Annotated in this window: 15 protein-coding genes; 5 read left to right on the top strand and 10 right to left on the bottom strand. The window is 60.9% G+C overall.

The window, feature by feature from the left end:
- Positions 1-372: 372 nt before the first annotated feature.
- The 3 genes from CER19_RS18805 to CER19_RS18795 all read right to left on the bottom strand — a co-directional run bounded on the left by CER19_RS18805 (position 373) and on the right by CER19_RS18795 (position 4,703).
- Positions 373-2,043, bottom strand: a complete 1,671-nt coding sequence (locus tag CER19_RS18805; protein WP_116667529.1) for an ATP-binding protein — start codon at positions 2,041-2,043, stop codon at positions 373-375.
- Positions 2,043-3,542, bottom strand: coding sequence for an ATPase domain-containing protein (locus CER19_RS18800; protein ID WP_116667528.1), 1,500 nt, complete (start codon positions 3,540-3,542; stop codon positions 2,043-2,045). The genes CER19_RS18805 and CER19_RS18800 overlap by 1 nt, the downstream gene beginning before the upstream one ends.
- A gap of 102 nt (positions 3,543-3,644) precedes the next feature.
- Positions 3,645-4,703, bottom strand: a complete 1,059-nt coding sequence (locus tag CER19_RS18795; RefSeq protein ID WP_116667527.1) for a tetratricopeptide repeat protein — start codon at positions 4,701-4,703, stop codon at positions 3,645-3,647.
- 557 nt (positions 4,704-5,260) lie between these two features.
- Here CER19_RS18795 and CER19_RS18790 point away from each other — a divergent pair.
- The 5 genes from CER19_RS18790 to CER19_RS18770 are packed head-to-tail and all read left to right on the top strand — an operon-like array spanning position 5,261 to position 10,818.
- The gene (locus tag CER19_RS18790) at positions 5,261-6,910 is read left to right on the top strand and encodes an AMP-binding protein (RefSeq protein ID WP_116667526.1); all 1,650 of its coding nucleotides are present in this window, start codon (positions 5,261-5,263) and stop codon (positions 6,908-6,910) included.
- Positions 6,911-6,931: 21 nt separating this feature from the next.
- Complete coding sequence (locus CER19_RS18785; RefSeq protein ID WP_116667525.1) at positions 6,932-7,699, top strand: SDR family NAD(P)-dependent oxidoreductase; 768 nt, start codon at positions 6,932-6,934, stop codon at positions 7,697-7,699.
- A gap of 12 nt (positions 7,700-7,711) precedes the next feature.
- Complete coding sequence (locus tag CER19_RS18780; protein WP_047710882.1) at positions 7,712-8,896, top strand: acetyl-CoA C-acyltransferase; 1,185 nt, start codon at positions 7,712-7,714, stop codon at positions 8,894-8,896.
- Positions 8,897-8,905: 9 nt separating this feature from the next.
- A complete protein-coding gene (locus CER19_RS18775; protein WP_034135008.1) occupies positions 8,906-10,033 on the top strand; it encodes an acyl-CoA dehydrogenase in 1,128 nt (375 codons plus the stop codon).
- A gap of 11 nt (positions 10,034-10,044) precedes the next feature.
- On the top strand, positions 10,045-10,818 hold the full coding sequence (locus CER19_RS18770; protein ID WP_116667524.1) for an enoyl-CoA hydratase: 774 nt from the start codon (positions 10,045-10,047) through the stop codon (positions 10,816-10,818).
- Positions 10,819-11,068: 250 nt separating this feature from the next.
- Here the strand turns inward: CER19_RS18770 and CER19_RS18765 are convergent, their stop codons facing one another.
- From CER19_RS18765 to CER19_RS18735, 7 genes are all read right to left on the bottom strand, one after another.
- A complete protein-coding gene (locus CER19_RS18765) occupies positions 11,069-12,220 on the bottom strand; it encodes an acyl-CoA dehydrogenase family protein (protein ID WP_116667523.1) in 1,152 nt (383 codons plus the stop codon).
- A gap of 3 nt (positions 12,221-12,223) precedes the next feature.
- On the bottom strand, positions 12,224-13,327 hold the full coding sequence (locus tag CER19_RS18760; RefSeq protein WP_116667522.1) for an enoyl-CoA hydratase/isomerase family protein: 1,104 nt from the start codon (positions 13,325-13,327) through the stop codon (positions 12,224-12,226).
- Positions 13,328-13,443: 116 nt separating this feature from the next.
- Positions 13,444-14,319, bottom strand: coding sequence for an alpha/beta hydrolase (locus tag CER19_RS18755; RefSeq protein WP_116667521.1), 876 nt, complete (start codon positions 14,317-14,319; stop codon positions 13,444-13,446).
- A complete protein-coding gene (locus CER19_RS18750) occupies positions 14,304-15,917 on the bottom strand; it encodes a cytochrome P450 (protein WP_116667520.1) in 1,614 nt (537 codons plus the stop codon). The genes CER19_RS18755 and CER19_RS18750 overlap by 16 nt, the downstream gene beginning before the upstream one ends.
- Position 15,918: 1 nt before the next feature.
- Positions 15,919-17,643 carry an acyl-CoA dehydrogenase family protein gene (locus CER19_RS18745; RefSeq protein ID WP_256660489.1) on the bottom strand — a complete coding sequence of 575 codons (1,725 nt, stop codon included), beginning with the start codon at positions 17,641-17,643 and terminating at the stop codon, positions 15,919-15,921.
- 152 nt (positions 17,644-17,795) lie between these two features.
- The gene (locus tag CER19_RS18740; RefSeq protein WP_116667519.1) at positions 17,796-18,503 is read right to left on the bottom strand and encodes an HPP family protein; all 708 of its coding nucleotides are present in this window, start codon (positions 18,501-18,503) and stop codon (positions 17,796-17,798) included.
- A gap of 165 nt (positions 18,504-18,668) precedes the next feature.
- A complete protein-coding gene (locus CER19_RS18735) occupies positions 18,669-18,857 on the bottom strand; it encodes a type VI secretion system contractile sheath small subunit (RefSeq protein WP_256660491.1) in 189 nt (62 codons plus the stop codon).
- Positions 18,858-19,045: the final 188 nt, after the last annotated feature.

Genomic DNA, 19,045 nt, shown 5'->3' with positions numbered 1-19,045 from the left:
AACACAGCGCCAGCCATGAGACCAACGCGCATGCAACGGCGCCGAGTGTTACGGCGATCAAGTCCGGGCGCGACCTGCTGGACGGAGGCCGGTCGCTGGGCGGTTATCTGCGCGCGCAACCCCTATTGGGGCTGGCGGCGCAACGGCTATGTCCTCCGAGGGGGTGAGTCCTACAGGAGGGGATTGAGGAGCAGTGAAAGCGGTTGTCATCATTGATGGAATTTCCTGGCCAATGCCGATTGAAATTTTTTCGTACGAAGCGCGTTAACCTTTCGTTGGAAAAAAACAGGCCTCGATTCCATCATTTACTTATAAATAAATGACAACTTGTTACGCCATGGACAGCGTCGCAACTGTACAGACAGGCCGTATTTATGCCCGAATCATTTCCCGAACCTTCGCTGTGAGTAAGTCAAAGGTGAAAGGCTTGGTGATCAACTGCATCCCCGGGTCCAGAAAACCACCGCGCACCGCCGCGTGCTCGGCATACCCTGTAATGAATAACCCCTTGAGTTCAGGGCGAATTTGCCTGCCGATTTCCGCCAACTGCCGGCCATTCATACCGGGTAACCCGACATCGCTGATCATCAGATCAATACGCTGTTCGGACTCAATGATCGGCACCGCCGTGTTCGCGTCTGCGGCTTCGACGAACCCATAACCCAGCTCTTTGAGCACGGCGCTGACCAACACCCGTACCGCAGGGTCATCTTCGACGATCAACACCGTTTCCCCTGCATTGGCAAACGGCAGCAATGTCGGGTTGAGCGGCTCCTGGGCTTGGGGCTCGCCGATAAAACGCGGGAGGAACAAGCTGACCGTGGTGCCTTTGTTGACTTCGCTGTGGATGGTCACATGCCCACGGGACTGACGAGCGAAGCCGTAGATCATCGACAGCCCCAGCCCCGTACCCTGGCCGATGGGTTTGGTGGTGAAAAACGGATCGAACACCCGGCCAATCAAGTGTTGCGCAATACCGCAACCGTTGTCGCTGACACTCAGCTCTACGTAGTCGCCCGGTGTCAGGGTGCCGTAGGCGGCAGTGAAGACGCTGTCGAGGTGGCGGTTGGTGGTTTCCACCGTGAGCGTACCACCGGTGGGCATGGCGTCGCGCGCGTTGATCACCAGGTTGAGCAGGGCGCTTTCGAGCTGGTTCGGGTCGGCTTCGGCCGTCCACAAGGCGGCGCTCAGGCGCATGTCCAGGCTGATGCTTTCGTTGATGCTGCGTTGCAACAATTCCCCCATGGCCGTGACCAACTGGTTGATCTGCACGGGCTTGGAATCAAGCGACTGCCGACGCGAAAACGCCAACAGGCGGTGGGTGAGGCTGGCCGCGCGGTTGGCCGAGGTCACGCCCAGGTCGATCAGGCTGTCCAGGTCATCCAGTTTGCCCCGGGACACACGCCGGCGCAGCAATTCCAGGCTGCCAATAATCCCGGTGAGCATATTGTTGAAATCATGGGCGATACCGCCGGTCAACTGACCGACGGCTTCCATTTTCTGCGACTGACGCAAGGCCTCTTCGTTGTGACGCAGTTGGGCGGTGCGTTCTTCCACTTGCTGCTCAAGGGTTTCCAGAGTGCGATGCAGCCGCAGCTCACTCTCGCTCAAGTCAATCAAGCGGTCCCGCGCTTCATACTGGCGCCGCCGACCGCGCAATGCGGCGCTGACCAGGCTGATCAGGGTGATGGGGTGGAATGGCCGCTCCAGAAACGTGACGTTGCCCAGCAAGCCGCTCAGCCGGGTCGAGCCGTTCTGCTCTTTGCCGCCATGTTGAGTCATCAGCACGATCGGCAGGTCGGACCAGGCGGGCTGCTGATGCAACAGCTCAAGTAACGGCTCCAGGTCTACGCCACGCAATGCCTCAGCCGCAATGATGAGCAGGCCGGCGCCTTGCGTCAGCTCTTCGCACAGGGCCGTCAGACTGTTGGCGACAATCCCGCTGTAGCCGGCTTCGTTAAGCATCATCAGCGCCAATGAGCCATCGCGGCCCATGGGCGCCAGCACGATGGCGCGCTCGGAGATGGGAGAAAGGGCCGGCACTAGCCCTCATCCTTGAGCAGGGGGGAGCCGGCGCCCATATAGGTCGGAATGCCGCGCAGCACACCCTGGAAGTTATCCAGGGGAACACCCACCGTCATGCCTTGGCTGCCGATGCGATATTCGCGAATGGTCGACTCATGGGAGCCGGTTCTTTTCTTGATGATCGAAATCGCCCGGCGAACTTTACCCAGGGCCTCGAAATAACGCAGCAGGATCACGGTGTCGGCCAGGTAGGTGATGTCGACCGGCGTCTGCATGTCGCCGACCAGGCCGTGCTGGGCCACCGTCATGAAGGTGGCCGCACCACGGCGGTTGAGGTAAAGCAGCAGTTCATGCATATGCAGGATCAGCGCGTTTTCTTCGGGCATGGCCGCCTGGTAGCCGTTGATACTGTCGATGACCACGGTCTTGATACCGCCCTCATCCACGCAGCGGCGAACCCGGTGGGAAAATTCGCCGGGGGAGAGTTCGGCGGCGTCGACCTGTTCGATCAGCAGGTTGCCGGTGTCCCGTAAGGCGGCAAGGTCGATGCCCATGTTCTTCATGCGCTCGAACAGCAGGCCCAGTTCTTCATCGAAGATGAACAGCGCAGCCTTTTCGCCACGGGCCACGGCGGCGGCAGCGAAGATCATCGAGATCAAAGACTTGCCGGTACCGGCAGGGCCGAGAATCAGGCTGCTGGAGCCGGTCTCGATCCCCCCGCCGAGCAGAGAATCCAACTCCTCGATCCCGCTGCTCATGGTTTGACGGTTGTAACCGCCGCGATGCTCGGCCGCCACCAGGCGCGGGAATACGTGAATGCCGTCGCCCATGATGGTGAAGTCGTGGAAGCCGCCACGGTATTTCTGGCCACGGTACTTCACCACCCGAATGCGACGACGCTCGGCGCCGTAGTCGGGGGTCAGTTCCTCCAGGCGAATCACGCCATGGGCTACGCTGTGAACGGTCTTATCCAGGGACTCGGTGGTGAGGTCGTCCAGCAGTAATACAGTGGCGTCATAGCGCACGAAGTAATGTTTGATCGCCAGGATCTGCCGGCGATAGCGCAAGGAGCTTTGCGCCAACAGGCGGATCTCCGACAGGCTGTCGACCACCACACGGGTTGGCTTGACCCGTTCCACCACTTCAAAGATCTGGCGGGTGGCTTCGCCCAGCTCGAGGTCGGAGGAGTACAGCAGGCTTTGCTGGTGTTCGGCGTTGAGCAGGCTTTCCGGTGGGGTCAGTTCAAAGATATGAATATGGTCATCCAGATCCCAACCATGGGATGTGGCGCCCTGGCGCAATTCGCGCTCGGTTTCGGACAGGGTGATATATAAGCAACGTTCGCCGTTTTGCGCGCCGGCCTGCAGGAAGTGCAGGGCCACGGTGGTTTTACCGGTGCCGGGTTCGCCCTCAAGCAAAAACACGTGGCTACGCGATAGCCCGCCGGCAAGAATGTCATCAAGACCTTCGATGCCGGTGGCCGCCTTTTCACTCAACAGCTGTTTGGATGTACTCAAGAAGTGCCCTCAGGTCACGTACAAGTAGAGGGGCGCGCCGACTGGGACGCGCCATATTCACTTGACCGTAGTGGCACGTAGCGGTTCAACGTTTTGTAAGAATTACAGGCCCTGCTGTAACGCCGGATCATCCGGGTTCTGTTGCTCCAGTTGGGCGAGCAGCACCTGGACGTTCTGCAACTGCCCGGTCTCTTTCCAGTAATTGACCAGCAACACCCGGGCTTTGCGATTGGCGGGATGCCGCTGGACGATTTCTTCCAACTGGCGCTGGGCCGCCTCTACTTCGTCCTGGGCGTGCAGGGTCGTGGCCAGGTCGTAGCGATAATCCGGGTTGTCCGGCGCAAGCTCCACCGCCTTGGACAGGCCGAGCAGGGCGTAGGGGCGCTCGCCATGGTGCAGCAGCCACATGCCCAAGGCATGTTGCAGGTAGGCCGACTCCGGATGCGCCGCCAGTTGCCGGGCCAGCAGTTGGCGCGACTCGTCGGTCTTGCCTTGCTTGTCCAGCAGTTCGATTTGCGATACCACCGCTTGCAGGTTCTCCGGCTGCAAGCGCATTGCCTGCTCCAGGGCGTTTTGCGCCTCTGGCAGCAGGGCACTGTGGATGTACAGGCGCGCCAATTGAATCCAGCCTTCGGCGGTTTCGGGTTGAGCCTTCAGGGTTTTAACGAATTCGTCGAGCACCTGCTGCAGCGGGCCAAAGTACAGGCCCAGGGTGTCGGGCGACAGGCCCAGCAAGGCGTTGGCGGCGGCAAAGCGCACCGGCTGTTCGGGATCGTCCAGCACCGGGCCGAGCAGCAAGGTACGTTGGCCAGTGGGCACCAGCCCGACGATGCTGTGAATCGCGGCCTCGCGCACCAGCGCCGATTCATTGGCCAGGTCTTTATCGGCCAGCTTCAGCGCCTGGGGGCTGGGGTAATTGGGCAGCTCAGCATGCAAGGCGGCGCGGCGTTCGGGCGACAGGTCCGGCCGACCCAACTGTTGGTACAACACACGTGCGGCGCCGGGCTCGCCGTTATGCGCCTGCTTCAAGGCCTTGGAGTAGCCATGGGCGATGGCTGGAGGTACGGCCACTGCCGGGGTGCGGGAGAAAAACCAGGTGATCAGTACGATCAGCAACAGGGCGCACAGGCCGATGATGGAGTAACGGCGTGACTTTGACATGCAGGCGTCCGAAAGCTTGGGCAGCTAAAAGTGGACAGCTTCGGTCAGCGCACGGCGAGTGTCAAACCGGTGGTTCAGTGAGAGCTGTGTTGACTGACACGCCGCCTTCGCGAGCAAGCCCGCTCCCACAGGGAATTGCGCCTGGCGCTGATTCTTTGGGTGATACATAACCCCTGTGGGAGCTGGCTTGCCTGCGAAAGCGGTGGTGCAGTGACAGCTGTGGTGACTGACACGCCGCCTTCGCGAGCAAGCCCGCTCCCACAGGGAGTTGCGCCTGGCGCTGATTCTTTGGGTGATACATAACCCCTGTGGGAGCTGGCTTGCCTGCGAAAGCGGTGGTGCAGTGACAGCTGTGGTGCTGACCCACCGCCTTCGCGGGCAAGCCAGCTCCCACAGAAAAGCGAAAAAGCCCCCCGCGTTTCACTACGGGCTGGCCAAACCAGTCAGCCAAGTTGATGGCTTTGACCATTGCCGCTGCGCCGCTCTGGAGCGACTATTTCAGCGGTTTATCGAGTTGTAAACGTCCTGAAAATAAAAACACAGAAGGATAGGAAGCGATGCGTGAGTATTTGGCTGCCACCACCGAGTTTGATTACCAGCACACCGTCGACGCCGCACTGGCCGGCAATCTGCAGGCGCTCAATGCCTGTGTGGAATGCTGTGACCGTCACGCGCTGCCGGGGCGCATCGCGTTGTTTTGGGAAGGCAAGGACGGGCGCAGCGCCACCTCTACCTTCACCGAACTGCAGGAGCAGGCCGCACGTTTCGCCAACTTCCTGCTGGCCCAGGGCGTCAAGCGCGGTGACAAGGTGGCGGGCCTGTTGCCCCGCACTGCCGAACTGTTGGTAGTAGTGCTGGCAACCTGGCGCATCGGCGCGGTCTATCAGCCGCTGTTTACCGCGTTCGGGCCCAAGGCGATTGAACATCGCTTGAACAGCTCTGGCGCAGCGCTGGTGGTCACCGATGCAGTGAACCGCCCCAAGCTGGGCGAAGTCGCCGACTGCCCGACCATCGTCACTGTCGCCGGGGCCAAGGGCGAAGGCATCGTGCGGGGCGACTACAGCTTCTGGGCCGAACTGCCCAATTACTCTTCTCACTGCGAGCCGGTGCTGCTGGGCGCAGAGGAGCCGTTCCTGCTGATGTTCACCTCCGGCACCACCGGCCCGTCCAAGGCGCTGTCGGTACCGCTCAAGGCCATCGTCGCGTTCCAGGGCTACATGCGCGACGCCGTGGACTTGCGCCCCGAGGACGCGTTCTGGAACGTTGCCGACCCGGGCTGGGCCTATGGCATCTATTTCGGCGTGACCGGGCCGTTGTCCATGGGGCACCCGATCACCTTCTACGATGGCCCGTTTACCCTGGAAAGTACCTGCCGGGTCATCAATAAATACGCGATCACCAACCTGACCGGTTCGCCCACGGCGTATCGGCTGTTGATCGCCGGTGGCGAACAGTTCGCCCGTTCGATCAAGGGCAAGCTGCGCATCGTCAGTAGCGCCGGCGAGCCATTGAACCCGGAGGTGATCCGCTGGTTCGCCGACAACCTGGGCGTGACCATCCACGACCATTACGGCCAGACCGAGCTGGGCATGGTGCTGTGCAATCACCATGGCCTGGCGCATCCGGTGCATGTCGGCGCGGCGGGTTTTGCCTCGCCAGGGCATCGCATCGTGGTGCTGGATGACAACCATCAGGAGCTGGCGGCCGGCCAGCCCGGCATCCTGGCCATCGACCGCGAGCAATCGCCCATGTGCTGGTTCGCCGGGTACGACGGCGTGAAAACCAAGGCGTTCGTCGGCAAGTACTACCTCAGCGGCGACACCGTGGAGCTGAACCCGGACGGCAGCATCAGCTTTGTCGGGCGCAGCGACGACGTGATCACTACATCCGGCTACCGCGTGGGCCCTTTCGATGTGGAAAGCGCGTTGGTCGAACACCCGGCGGTGGTCGAGGCTGCCGTGGTCGGTAAGCCTTGCCCGGAGCGCACCGAACTGGTCAAAGCCTTTGTGGTGATCAGTGAGCAATACCGTGCCACCCCGGAGCTGGCTGAAGAGCTGCGCCTGCATGTGCGCCAGCGCCTCGCCGCCCATGCATACCCACGGGAAATCGAATTTGTCAGCGACTTGCCCAAGACCCCGAGCGGCAAGCTGCAACGCTTTATTTTGCGCAATCAGGAAATAGCCAAGGCCCAGGCGGCCGTGGCGTGATCCCTTTAAAAGGAAACAACGATGCAGATTGAAAACAAGGTATTCCTGGTCAGCGGCGGCGCGTCGGGCCTTGGCGCGGCCACGGCTGAAATGCTGGTCGCCGCGGGTGCCAAGGTGATGCTGGTGGACTTGAACGCCGACGCCGTGGCCGCCAAGGCCGAGCAACTGGGCGACAACGCCCGCAGTGCCGTAGCAGACATCAGCCAGGAAGCCGCTGCAGAAGCGGCGGTGAAGGCAGCGGTCGAGGCCTTTGGTGGCTTGCATGGCCTGGTCAACTGCGCGGGTGTGGTGCGCGGCGAGAAGATCCTCGGCAAGAACGGCCCACACGGCCTGGCAAGCTTTGCCCAGGTGATCAACGTCAACCTGGTCGGCAGCTTCAACCTGCTGCGCCTGGCCGCTGCGGCTATCGCTGAAACCGAGGCGAATGCCGACGGCGAGCGCGGCGTGATCATCAATACCGCCTCGGTGGCGGCTTTCGATGGGCAGATCGGTCAGGCTGCGTATGCCGCCTCCAAGGGCGCGGTCGCCAGCCTCACCTTGCCCGCCGCGCGGGAACTGGCGCGCTTTGGTATCCGGGTGATGACCATTGCACCGGGCATTTTCGAAACCCCGATGATGGCCGGCATGACCGACGAAGTCCGCAACTCCCTGGCTGCTGGCGTGCCGTTCCCGCCACGCCTGGGCAAACCTGCCGAATATGCCGCGCTGGTACGCCACATCATTGAAAACAGCATGCTCAATGGCGAGGTGATCCGTCTCGACGGTGCCTTGCGCATGGCCGCCAAATAAGGAGCAATGACTATGAACGATCCTATTGTTATTGTCAGCGCCGTGCGCACGCCCATGGGCGGGTTCCAGGGCGACCTCAAAAGCCTGACCGCGCCGCAACTGGGCGCAGCCGCGATTCGTGCGGCTGTCGAGCGTGCCGGTATCGCCACCGATGCCGTCGACGAAGTGCTGTTTGGCTGTGTACTGCCCGCCGGGCTTGGGCAAGCGCCTGCTCGCCAGGCTGCCTTGGGCGCCGGGCTGGACAAGGGCACGCGCTGCACCACTCTCAACAAAATGTGCGGTTCCGGCATGGAAGCGACGATTCTGGCCCACGATTCGCTGCGCGCTGGCAGTGTCGATGTGGTGATCGCAGGCGGCATGGAAAGCATGTCCAACGCCCCGTACCTGCTGGACCGCGCGCGCAGCGGCTACCGCATGGGCCACGGCAAGGTGCTCGACCATATGTTCCTCGACGGCCTCGAAGATGCTTACGACAAGGGCCGCCTGATGGGCACCTTTGCCGAGGACTGCGCCGAGCACAACGGTTTTACCCGTGAAGCCCAGGACGCGTTTGCCATCGCTTCCCTGACCCGCGCACAAGAGGCCATCACCCACGGCAGCTTTGCCAGTGAAATCGTCCCGGTGCAGGTCACCGTGGGCAAGGAACAAAAAACCATCCTGCACGATGAGCAACCGCCAAAAGCCAAGCTGGACAAGATTGCCAGCCTTAAACCGGCGTTCCGTGACGGCGGTACAGTGACAGCGGCCAACTCCAGCTCGATCTCCGATGGCGCCGCGGCGTTGTTGCTGATGCGTGAGTCCGAGGCGCTCAAGCGCGGCCTCAAGCCGTTGGCGGTGATCCATGGGCACGCCGCGTTTGCCGATGAGCCAGGGCTGTTTCCAGTGGCGCCGGTGGGGGCGATTCGCAAGCTGATGAGCAAGACCGGCTGGAGCCTCGACGAGGTGGACCTGTTCGAAATCAACGAGGCCTTCGCCGTGGTCAGCCTGGTGACCATGAGCAAGCTGGAGATTCCCCACGACAAGGTCAACGTGCATGGTGGTGCCTGTGCATTGGGCCATCCCATTGGTGCCTCCGGCGCGCGCATCCTGGTGACATTGCTCGCGGCCCTGCGCCAGAAGGGCCTCAAGCGTGGTGTCGCCGCTATCTGCATTGGCGGCGGTGAAGCCACGGCCATGGCCGTTGAATGCCTGTATTAAGGATGACCTATGTTGCCCAATGACGAACAACTGCAGATCAGCGACGCCGCCCGGCAATTTGCCCAGGAGCGCTTGAAACCCTTCGCCGCCGAGTGGGACCGCGAGCATCGCTTTCCCAAGGAGGCCATCGCGGAAATGGCCGAGCTGGGTTTTTTCGGCATGCTGGTCCCGGAACAGTGGGGCGGTTGCGACACCGGCTACCTGGCCTACGCCATGGCCCTGGAAGAAATCGCCGCGGGCGACGGTGCCTGCTCCACGATCATGAGCGTGCACAACTCGGTGGGTTGCGTGCCGATCCTCAAGTTTGGCAATGACCAACAGAAAGAGCAGTTCCTCACGCCCCTGGCCAGCGGCGCCATGCTCGGTGCCTTCGCGCTGACCGAACCCCAGGCCGGCTCCGATGCCAGCAGCCTGAAAACCCGGGCGCGCCTTGAAGGCGACCACTATGTCCTCAACGGCTGCAAACAGTTCATCACCTCCGGGCAAAACGCCGGGATCGTGATTGTGTTTGCGGTCACCGACCCCGCCGCGGGCAAACGTGGGATCAGCGCGTTTATCGTGCCCACCGATTCGCCCGGTTATACCGTGGCACGGGTAGAAGACAAACTGGGGCAGCATGCCTCGGACACTTGCCAGATCCTGTTTGAAGACGTGAAAGTGCCGGTGGCCAACCGTCTGGGCGAGGAGGGCGAGGGCTACAAAATCGCCCTGGCCAACCTGGAAGGCGGCCGTGTGGGCATCGCCTCCCAGTCGGTAGGCATGGCCCGCGCCGCCTTCGAAGCGGCCCGCGACTATGCCCGTGAGCGTGAAAGCTTTGGCAAGCCGTTGATCGAACACCAGGCCGTCGCCTTTCGCCTGGCCGACATGGCCACCCAGATCGCCGTCGCCCGGCAAATGGTGCATTACGCCGCCGCCCTGCGTGACAGCGGCAAGCCGGCGCTGGTGGAAGCGTCCATGGCCAAGCTGTTTGCCTCGGAAATGGCCGAGAAAGTCTGCTCGGCCGCCTTGCAAACCCTGGGCGGTTACGGTTACCTGAACGACTTCCCCCTGGAGCGGATCTACCGCGATGTGCGGGTCTGCCAGATTTACGAAGGCACCAGCGATATTCAACGCATGGTCATCTCACGCAATCTTTAAGGAGCCGATACATGAGTTACGAAACCATCCTGCTTGACGTCCAGGGCCGTGTCGGGCTGATCACGCTTAACCGCCCCAGCGCACTGAACGCCTTGAATGCACAACTGGTCAGCGAGCTGAACCAGGCGCTGGACAGCCTGGAAGCCAACCGTGAAATTGGCTGCATCGTGCTGACCGGCTCTAAAAAGGCCTTCGCGGCCGGTGCCGACATCAAGGAAATGGCCGAGCTGACCTACCCGCAGATCTATATGGACGACCTGTTCAGCGACAGCGACCGCGTGGCCAACCGCCGCAAGCCGATCATCGCCGCCGTGAATGGCTTCGCCCTGGGCGGCGGCTGCGAGCTGGCCCTGATGTGTGACTTTATCCTTGCCGGCGACACCGCCAAGTTCGGTCAGCCGGAAATCAACTTGGGCGTGCTGCCAGGCATGGGCGGCACCCAGCGCCTGACCCGTGCAGTGGGCAAGGCCAAGGCCATGGAGATGTGCCTGACCGGGCGTTTTATTGACGCGGTAGAGGCCGAGCGTTGCGGGATTGTGGCGCGTATCGTGCCCGCCGATGAACTGCTGGAAGAGGCGCTGAAAGTGGCCACCCTGATCGCCGGTAAGTCCGTGCCGATCAGCATGATGGTCAAGGAAAGTGTGAATCGTGCGTTTGAAGTCAGCCTGTCCGAAGGCGTGCGCTTTGAACGCCGGGTGTTTCATGCGGCGTTCGCCACCCAGGACCAGAAGGAAGGCATGGCCGCGTTTGTGGCCAAGCGGGCGCCGGAATTCAAGGATAAGTAACCCCTGCCAAACGCCGCAGATCAAAGGTAGGAGCTGGCTTGCCTGCGATGGCATCGCCTCGGTTTAACTGATGTACCGAGGTGTCTGCATCGCAGGCAAGCCATAATGCCAGACAGTTAAGGCTTTTTTGTAGGAGCGAGCTTGCTCGCGAAAAGCTCACAGGCGCCGCGGTCAGTCAGCAAGCACGCGTTATCGTTGACGTTTTTCGCGAGCAAGCTCGCTCCTACAGAAGGCGATTGCGTGATGTCTGTTAGAGCTGGTAGTTTTTCAACTCCCTGGCAATCACCATCCGCTGAATCTCGCTGGTGCCTTCGTAAATCTGCGTGATCCGTGCATCCCGGTAGTAGCGCTCCACCGGGTAATCCTCCAGGTACCCATACCCACCATGAATCTGCATTGCGTTGGAGCAGACTCGCTCGGCCATTTCCGAGGCAAACAGCTTGGCCTGGGAGGCTTCGGACAGGCACGGTTTGCCGGCAGTGCGCAGGCGCGCGGCATGGAGGATCAGCAGGCGCGCAGCGTTGAGCTGGGTTTGCATGTCGGCCAGCAGGTTGGCCACGCTCTGGTGTTCGATGATCGCCTTGTCGAACTGCACCCGATCACGGGCGTAGGCCAGCGCGGCTTCAAACGCGGCGCGGGCGATGCCCAGGGCCTGGGCGGCGATACCGATGCGTCCGCCTTCGAGGTTGGAGAGGGCGATGGCCAGGCCCTTGCCGCGCTCACCCAGCAGGTTGGCTTCAGGAACCTTGCATTGGTTGAGGGTGACGGCGCAGGTGTCTGACGCACGAATACCCATCTTGTGCTCGGTGCGGTCGACCACGAAACCTGGGGTATCGGTCGGCACCAGGAACGCCGAAATGCCTTTCTTGCCCAGTTCCGGGTCGGTCACGGCGAACACGATGGCCAATTTGGCGCGCTTGCCGTTGCTGACGAACTGCTTGGCGCCATTGATGACCCATTGGCCGTCACGCAACTCGGCACGGGTGCGCAGGTTATGGGCTTCGGAACCGGCCTGGGGTTCGGTCAGGCAGAAGCAACCGATGGCTTGGCCACTGGCGAGTTCGGCCAGCCAGGTGTGTTTCTGTTCGGTGGTGCCGTAGTTGAGGATAGGCCCGCAACCGACTGAATTATGGATACTCATCAACGCGCCCGTCGCAGCGTCACCGGCGGATATCTCCTCCACGGCCAGGGCGTAGGCGACGTAATCGACATAGGTGCCACCCCATTCTTCCGGGACCACCATGCCCAGCAGGCCCAGCTCACCCATCTTCGCCACCAGGGCGTCGTCGATCCAGCCGGCTTTTTCCCAGGCTTGGGCATGGGGGGCGATTTCGCCACGGGCAAAATCCCGCGCCATGTCGCGGATCATCACTTGTTCTTCAGTGTATTCAAGATCTTGCATGGCTTATTTCCCAATCTGCACGAAGTCGCGGAAGAAGCTCTCCACATGGCTGGCGTCCAGCGCATGGAGGGTGGGCGGGTTCCACTTCGGCGTCTTGTCCTTGTCGATGATCAGGGCGCGAACCCCTTCGATCAGGTCGCCGCGCTCGAACCATTGGCGATCCAGGTGCAGTTCGAGAGCAAAGCACTGGTCCAGTGGCAGGTGGCGGCCGCGGCGCAGCATCTCTAGGGTCACGGCCATGGCCAGGGGCGAGCGGGCCTGCATGAGGTTGGCGGTGGTCAGCGCCCAGTCATGGCTATCGGCCACGGTGACTTGTTGCAGTTGCTCGACGATGCTGGGCACGTCCGGCAACCCGAAAAAGTGGTCAATGGCCGGGCGCAAGGCCGCCAACGGGGCGTCGGGCAATTGCTGCACGGCGAGCTTGGCGAGTGCGCCTTGCAAGTCCTTGAGCGGCGAGTCGTGCCAGTGCAGGCCGTCGAGTTTCTGATCCAGATCAACCAGCTTGGCGCTGTCGATGTACCAGTCTGCCAACCCGCAATATAAGGCATCCGCTGCGCGTATCTGCACCCCGGTCACCCCTAGGTAGGTGCCCAGTTCGCCAGGAATACGCGAGAGGAAATAGCTGCCGCCGACATCCGGGAAGTACCCGATGGCCACTTCCGGCATCGCCAGGCGGCTGCGTTCGGTGACCACCCGCAGGTCCGCGCCTTGCACCAGGCCCATACCGCCGCCGAGGACAAAGCCGTCCATCAGCGCCAGTACGGGTTTACGGTAGTGGTGGATGGCCAGGTCGAGGGCATATTCCTCGACGAAGAAATCCTGGTGCAGGGTGTCGCCTTGCTTGAAGCTGTCATACAGCGAACGGATGTCGCCACCAGCGCAAAAGGCCTTCTCACCGGCGCCGCGCAGGACGACGGCATAGACCTCAGGGTCGTCGGCCCAGACCTGCAAGTGCGCCGCCAACTGGCGGACCATGTCCAGGGTGATGGCGTTCAAGCCAGCGGGACGATTGAGGGTGAGGTGGCCGATATGGTTGCGCACGCTTGCCAGGACAGCGTCCTGCTGGACCTCGGCGTGGCTTGCTTGGGATGAAACCTGAGCAGTCATCTCTAACTCCCTGCTTTTATTGTCTTTATCAAGATGTTCGCGAATGAACTCTCTCGTGATCGTACCAGTGCAAATTTGCCCCGTACAACCCGGAATCCTGCAGGTCGTTGTTGCATTTATGCAGTGTCGAGTGTGTCTTCGTCGGGGGAAAAGTGTTCAACCAGAGCTTGTGCGCAGCGGAGTATGGCCTTTCGCGCCGACGGATGTTCGCCAGGGTAATTGATAAAGCCGTGCTGCATTCGCGCAAATACAGTGTGTCGCACCCGTACGCCGGCGTTTTTCAACCGCCGTGCGTAGGCTCGGCTCTCATCGCGCAGTAAATCGCAGTCGGCACTGAGAATCAGCGCCTCGGGTAAACCGTGCAAAGTCGCATGGCGGGCGGGCGAGAGCCAGGGATGAGCCAGCGATTGGCCTTCGCTCACATAGTGGGCGAGATACCAGTCCAGCATTTGTGCGGTGAGGCCAAAGCCAGTGGCGAACTTAACCCGTGAATGATTGCGCGCCAGGCAATCGAGAACGGGGTAAAGCAGCATTTGAAAACCGATGCCAGGGCCGCCGCGATCACGAGCAATCTGGCAGATTACCGCAGCCAGGCCACCACCGGAGCCGCCCCCGGCCACCGCCAGTCGAGCACTGTCCAACCCCAGGCCGCTGCCTTGGGCTGCGACCCATTCGGTAACGGCGTAGCAATCTTGCACCGCGGCTGGGAAGCGAGATTCCGGTGGCCGCGCGTAATCCACGGCAACCACCCCACACTGCGCCCATTCGCACATGATCCGGCAGAAGCTATCGTGGGTGTCCAGATCACCCGCAACCCAGCCGCCGCCGTGAAAATACAACAGCACCGGGGCTGGCAAGGCCGCTGGTTGACGATACAGGCGTATGCGTACCCTGCGCTGCGGCCCTTCAATCCAGTGGTCCCGCACATCCATCACCACAGCATCACGTATCGCTGTACGCACCCCTTCGGGAGTCGTCAGAGGCCTGTCCATGCTTGCGCCTCGATTTCGATGAGATAGGCAGGCGCGATCAATTGATTGACGCCCAGTAGCATAGTGGTCGGCGGACAATGGCTGAAGAATTCCTGGTGAGCCTTGGCGATTTGTGGCCACCAGGCAACATCAGTGGTGTACATGCGCGTAGCGACTACCAGGGTTCTGTCCACTCCCAGTTGCTTGAGCGCGGCCTCGATGATCTCCAGGCAACGTCGGGTCTGGCGGTACACATCCCCAGGCGCATAAGGATTGCCTTGCTCATCGAACGCCACGGTACCACTGGTGACGACCAGGTTGCCGGCACGAAGCGCTCGACAATACCCTCCGTTTTTCTCCCATGGTGCTGCGGAAAAGCAGCGCGTGAGGGTGCTGTCCACGGGCTCCAGCATGACGGGGATACGACTCAACCCACGAAATTGCAAACTATTGGTGCGCCATGTTGGCGGTTGTCCCTCTATCAGTCGCAGGCACGGAAAACGCTGCAATAGACGACTGAAGACGATCTTTGCCTCCAGCTTGAAGAGCAACGTGCCCATACAGAAATGCGGGCCACGGCCAAATGCCAGGTGGTCGTGCTTCTGGCGATGGATGTCGAAGCGGTCGGGGTCGCTGAAATGGCGTGGGTCGCGGTTGGCCGCCGCTCGGATCAGGTATACGAGGTCACCTTTGCGCATCGTCTGACCGTGCAGCGTAACCTCCTCGGTGACGACGCGATGGCTCAGTTGCCCCGCCGGGCAGATGCGCAGCGCTTCCTCAATGGCATTCGGGATCAGGCTCGGGTTGGTCTTGAGTTCCGCCAGTACCTCTGGGTTGGCGAGAAGATAGAACAGGATGATGCCCAACTGATCGGCGCTGGTTGTGGTGGCAGCCACCACGATAAAAGCCAGTTGAGCCAACACATCGTCCTTGCTCATCCCTGCTTCGTCACCTGCGGCAATCACTTGGCTGACTAAGTCGCTGCCCGGCGACTGCCGGCGGTCTTCTACCAACCGGGAGAAGTGGGCGTACATGTGCTCCATCGCTTGCAACGCTTCTCGAGGACCAAATGCGGGGTCGGTGCTCCCGACCATGAACACGATCATTGCATCCGTCCAGCGTCGCACTTTCGGCGAGTCCTTGGCGGCAATGCCGAAAATGTGCGCCAGTATTAGCGTTGGAACCTCGTTGAACAGTTCGCTCATCAACTCGGGCTGTGGGCTCAGTTGTTCCAGCAGGTTATCCACGATCAGTTGAATATCGTCCGCCAGCGCGTCGATGGACCTCGGCGTAAACGCCTTGCCCAACACCTTGCGGCCGGCCTCGTGCGCCTTCCCGTCCTGGGAGTACATCCAGCGAGAAGCCCTCTCGATAAAAGGTTCCAGTGCGGCTCGTTCATGCGCGGGCACTTGGGCATTTACCAGTTCGCGCATTCGATTGGACGAGTAACGCCGGGCATCGGCTTGCGCGCTGGCGACGTCGTCAAACCGGGTCATCAACCAGGCTTTGTAGTGAGGCGACCAGTACAACGGATGGTGATGGCGCAGATAAGCGAATGCTTCGTAGGGTTCACCAATGGTTTCTGGAACGGAAAAATCCGGTAGCAACTGCAGGGCCATGTCATTGCTCCTCGTAGAGTGCGCGAGTGAACTGCTGGATGTAATCAGGGCAATCGAACAGTGCGCTGACCAGGGTTTGCGGTGGCTTGAGCAATATTGCCAGCGCTTCGACCTGTTGCGGGCTGACGTCCAGCCCGGCCCTTTCTGGCTTACGCACATCCCAGGGATACAGCTGATCGGCGAATTCACCGACCAGGTCATCCAGCGTCGCGGGCTCAAGTACACCTACGTTTTCGACTTCTTGAATCACCAGGTCCAACGCCCTGGCGTACACCAGACCTAAGGCCTGCCCGTGGGTAAATCCGGTAGGTTGAACGCATTCCTTGATGATTTTCGCTTCGACGCGCTGGCCTATGGTGGTGGGAAAGCTGTCGACGAACCGAGGCCGTGCGACGGCATCTTTAGCGACTTGATAGGCCATCACCGAACTGTCGCCGGCAAACGTGTTGGCAACCTCGCAATCCATGCGTTGAGTGACCACTTGGTTGTAATGATGAAAGCCTTGGGACCCACACAGCTCGCGTGAGCGCGCCATCACCTCGAGCGCCTGCCAGGCACCCACTGCTTTGCACACGGCTGCTAGCACATGAAGCTCCTTGCGCTTGGCCTCGTTGGCCCAGTTCGCTTCGAAGCGCTTGCGTACGGCCTGCTCCAGGTACTTAAGCGCCAGCGCCTTGAGCTGTACGGCATACAGGCGTTGACGAAACAATGGTTGACTCAATAGCGCCACTTGGCCGCTGGGGGCATGGATCATGCGGTGCCGGGCGAAGCGATAGCTCAAGTGAGCTGTCAATCCGGCGCTATGGCGAACGCCGGCCATGAACAGCAGTCGTTCCTGCAAGAAGGTCTTGAGCGCGCTGACAAAACGCTGGGGCAAAGGTAAGTCGCTGACGAAAGCGCCCTCGTCTGTGAAACGGGCGTGGCGCTGCAGTAACGCATCAAGGGGTAGTCTCATCTGGCAGAAACGTATGGCCGCCACTTGGTTGGCATGAATCCCACCCTTTGGGTCACAGGCCATTATCTTCACGCCATTGAGCAGGCGACCATTTTCACGTTTGCGAATAACAACGCGAAACCAGTGATGGCCTTGGTCCTCGCCATCAACGATCAGGCGAGCGAGTACCATCAGCACCTGAGCGGCGCGAAAAGCGTTGCCTATCCAGCATTTACAGGCTTCGGGTGAAGGGGAGTCGAGGACCAAGTCATGGTTTTCTCTGTTGTAAGTGACGGTGGTGCGCACGTTGCGTACATCGGTCCCCACGGCGACTTCCGTACAGCCGAAGGCGTAAACCTTGTGCAGATGAACCGCCTCGTCTCGATAGCGTTTTATCTGTGCGTCAGAGCCGTGGTTGAACAATGCGTCGACGGCAATCATGTGATCGACTATGGAGGAATGGAGTGCGTAGTCAAACGCTCCCAGATTGCCCATTCGCTCACACAGTGAGGAAAATTCAGATTGCCGCGGTTGCCCCAGCCACAGGTCGTTATTGACCAGCCCTGTGCCAAAAATCGCATGCATGCGCTTGATGGTCAGGTCCATATAGGTTTTCAGATTAACGTGATGACGCTGGCGTGGCTCAAACAGAGGCGAGCGTAGCAGTTGTTGAAATAGCTCATCCATGGCGAAGCTCTCCCGTTTCGAATCAATCTTTCGAAACACTAGGCAGGAGGGCTGGCAAGAAAAATACGAGGAGTGCAGCCGGGAGGCACGAAATAGGGCCGCCAAGTGCTACTGATCCACAGCCAGACGTTCCTTGTCTTCGCTACTGGTACGGCGTTGGCCCAGACATCGTTGAACAGCAGACAACTTCAAGTGTTGAATTGACTGTAGCTGTCACAAAGTTGATCGCAAGCGTGGTGCTGCACCACTCGTCGCTATTACGCAACGCGACTGGCGAGTACTTCACTGATGCTGCGCCGCCGCGCATGGCCTTGAGCTGCATGAATCAGTTGCTCCAGCTCGGAGGGCTCAACGTCGAAGAATTGTTCCATCTCGGCCAGCGCCAGTTTGAGGTCAGCCGCAGTGATGGACGGGTCGATCACAGGGGCGCTGGCGATTACGGCGGGGCTCGGTTCGTTAAGCCCCTTGGGATAACGCGTGCGCGTGGCATTGTTATAGGCCAGCGCGCAGGCGAGCAGGGCGCTGGCGCCGAGCATCACGGGCGCCAGTTCGTACCAGCCAAGGGCGATGGATTCAGGATCGGCCAGCACCAGGGTCATGGCCAGGCCGCCGGCCGGTGGGTGCAGGCAGCGCAGCCAGCAGATGAGGACCACGGTCATGCCCGCCGCCAGGCACGCGCTGCCCAAGGTGCGCCCCAGGACGCGGGCGACCAGCAACGCGACGACGCCTGCACACAGGTAACTGCCGATTATCGACCAGGGTTGGGCCAGCGCCCCCGACGACACGGCAAACAGCAATACGGCCGATGCGCCAAGAGGGCCGAGCAGGTGCAGGGCCACCTCCATGCCGAACACCTGGGCACAGGCCCAGACACTGAACAGCGTGCCCAGGGCCATGCCGATGGCTGCACGGCTCCATTCGGCGGGACGGGTGTTGATTGCAGCGGGTAACCAGCGAGCGAGCATTGAAAGACGATCCATAAACAGCGGGCGAAAAAAAAGGCCTGCCTGGTTTCCCGGAACAGCCCTTTGAAGGTTCCAACATTGGGGGAAGGAACCTGTGCAGTGTGCCGCGCTTGATCAGGTGGCGCCACTGCATATTAATGAGGGTTGAATGCAAAATAAATGCAGTTAACCGGCTTCGCCATAGGTTATCTGCCCGGTGGGCGTGGATGCAGCCGGGTTGATCTTGCCCAGCACGCGACTATGAGTTTCTTCGTTGAACAGGCGCGCTTGCAAGTCTTCGCGCAGCCTGGGGTCGTCGGCCAACGGCCCCTTTAACGCCACCAGTGCGTCACGCAATGCCATCAAACGATCCAGCCTGGGTAAGGGTACGGTTAACAGGTCTTCTCGCACGGCATTGTCCTCTCAATGAAGTAAGCCATCGCGCGCGGGCAGCCTACAACGTCCTTGTTGTGAAGTGCCCTGACCCAAGCGTTTCAGGGCAGTCCTGACGATCGGGTGGTAGATAGTGAGTGCACGTGGCAGCGAGTCTACAGTTGGGCTTC

Source organism: Pseudomonas sp. GL93 (assembly GCF_003408955.1).
Taxonomy (GTDB): domain Bacteria; phylum Pseudomonadota; class Gammaproteobacteria; order Pseudomonadales; family Pseudomonadaceae; genus Aquipseudomonas; species Aquipseudomonas paracarnis.
This window is presented reverse-complemented; position numbering and strand designations above follow the sequence as displayed.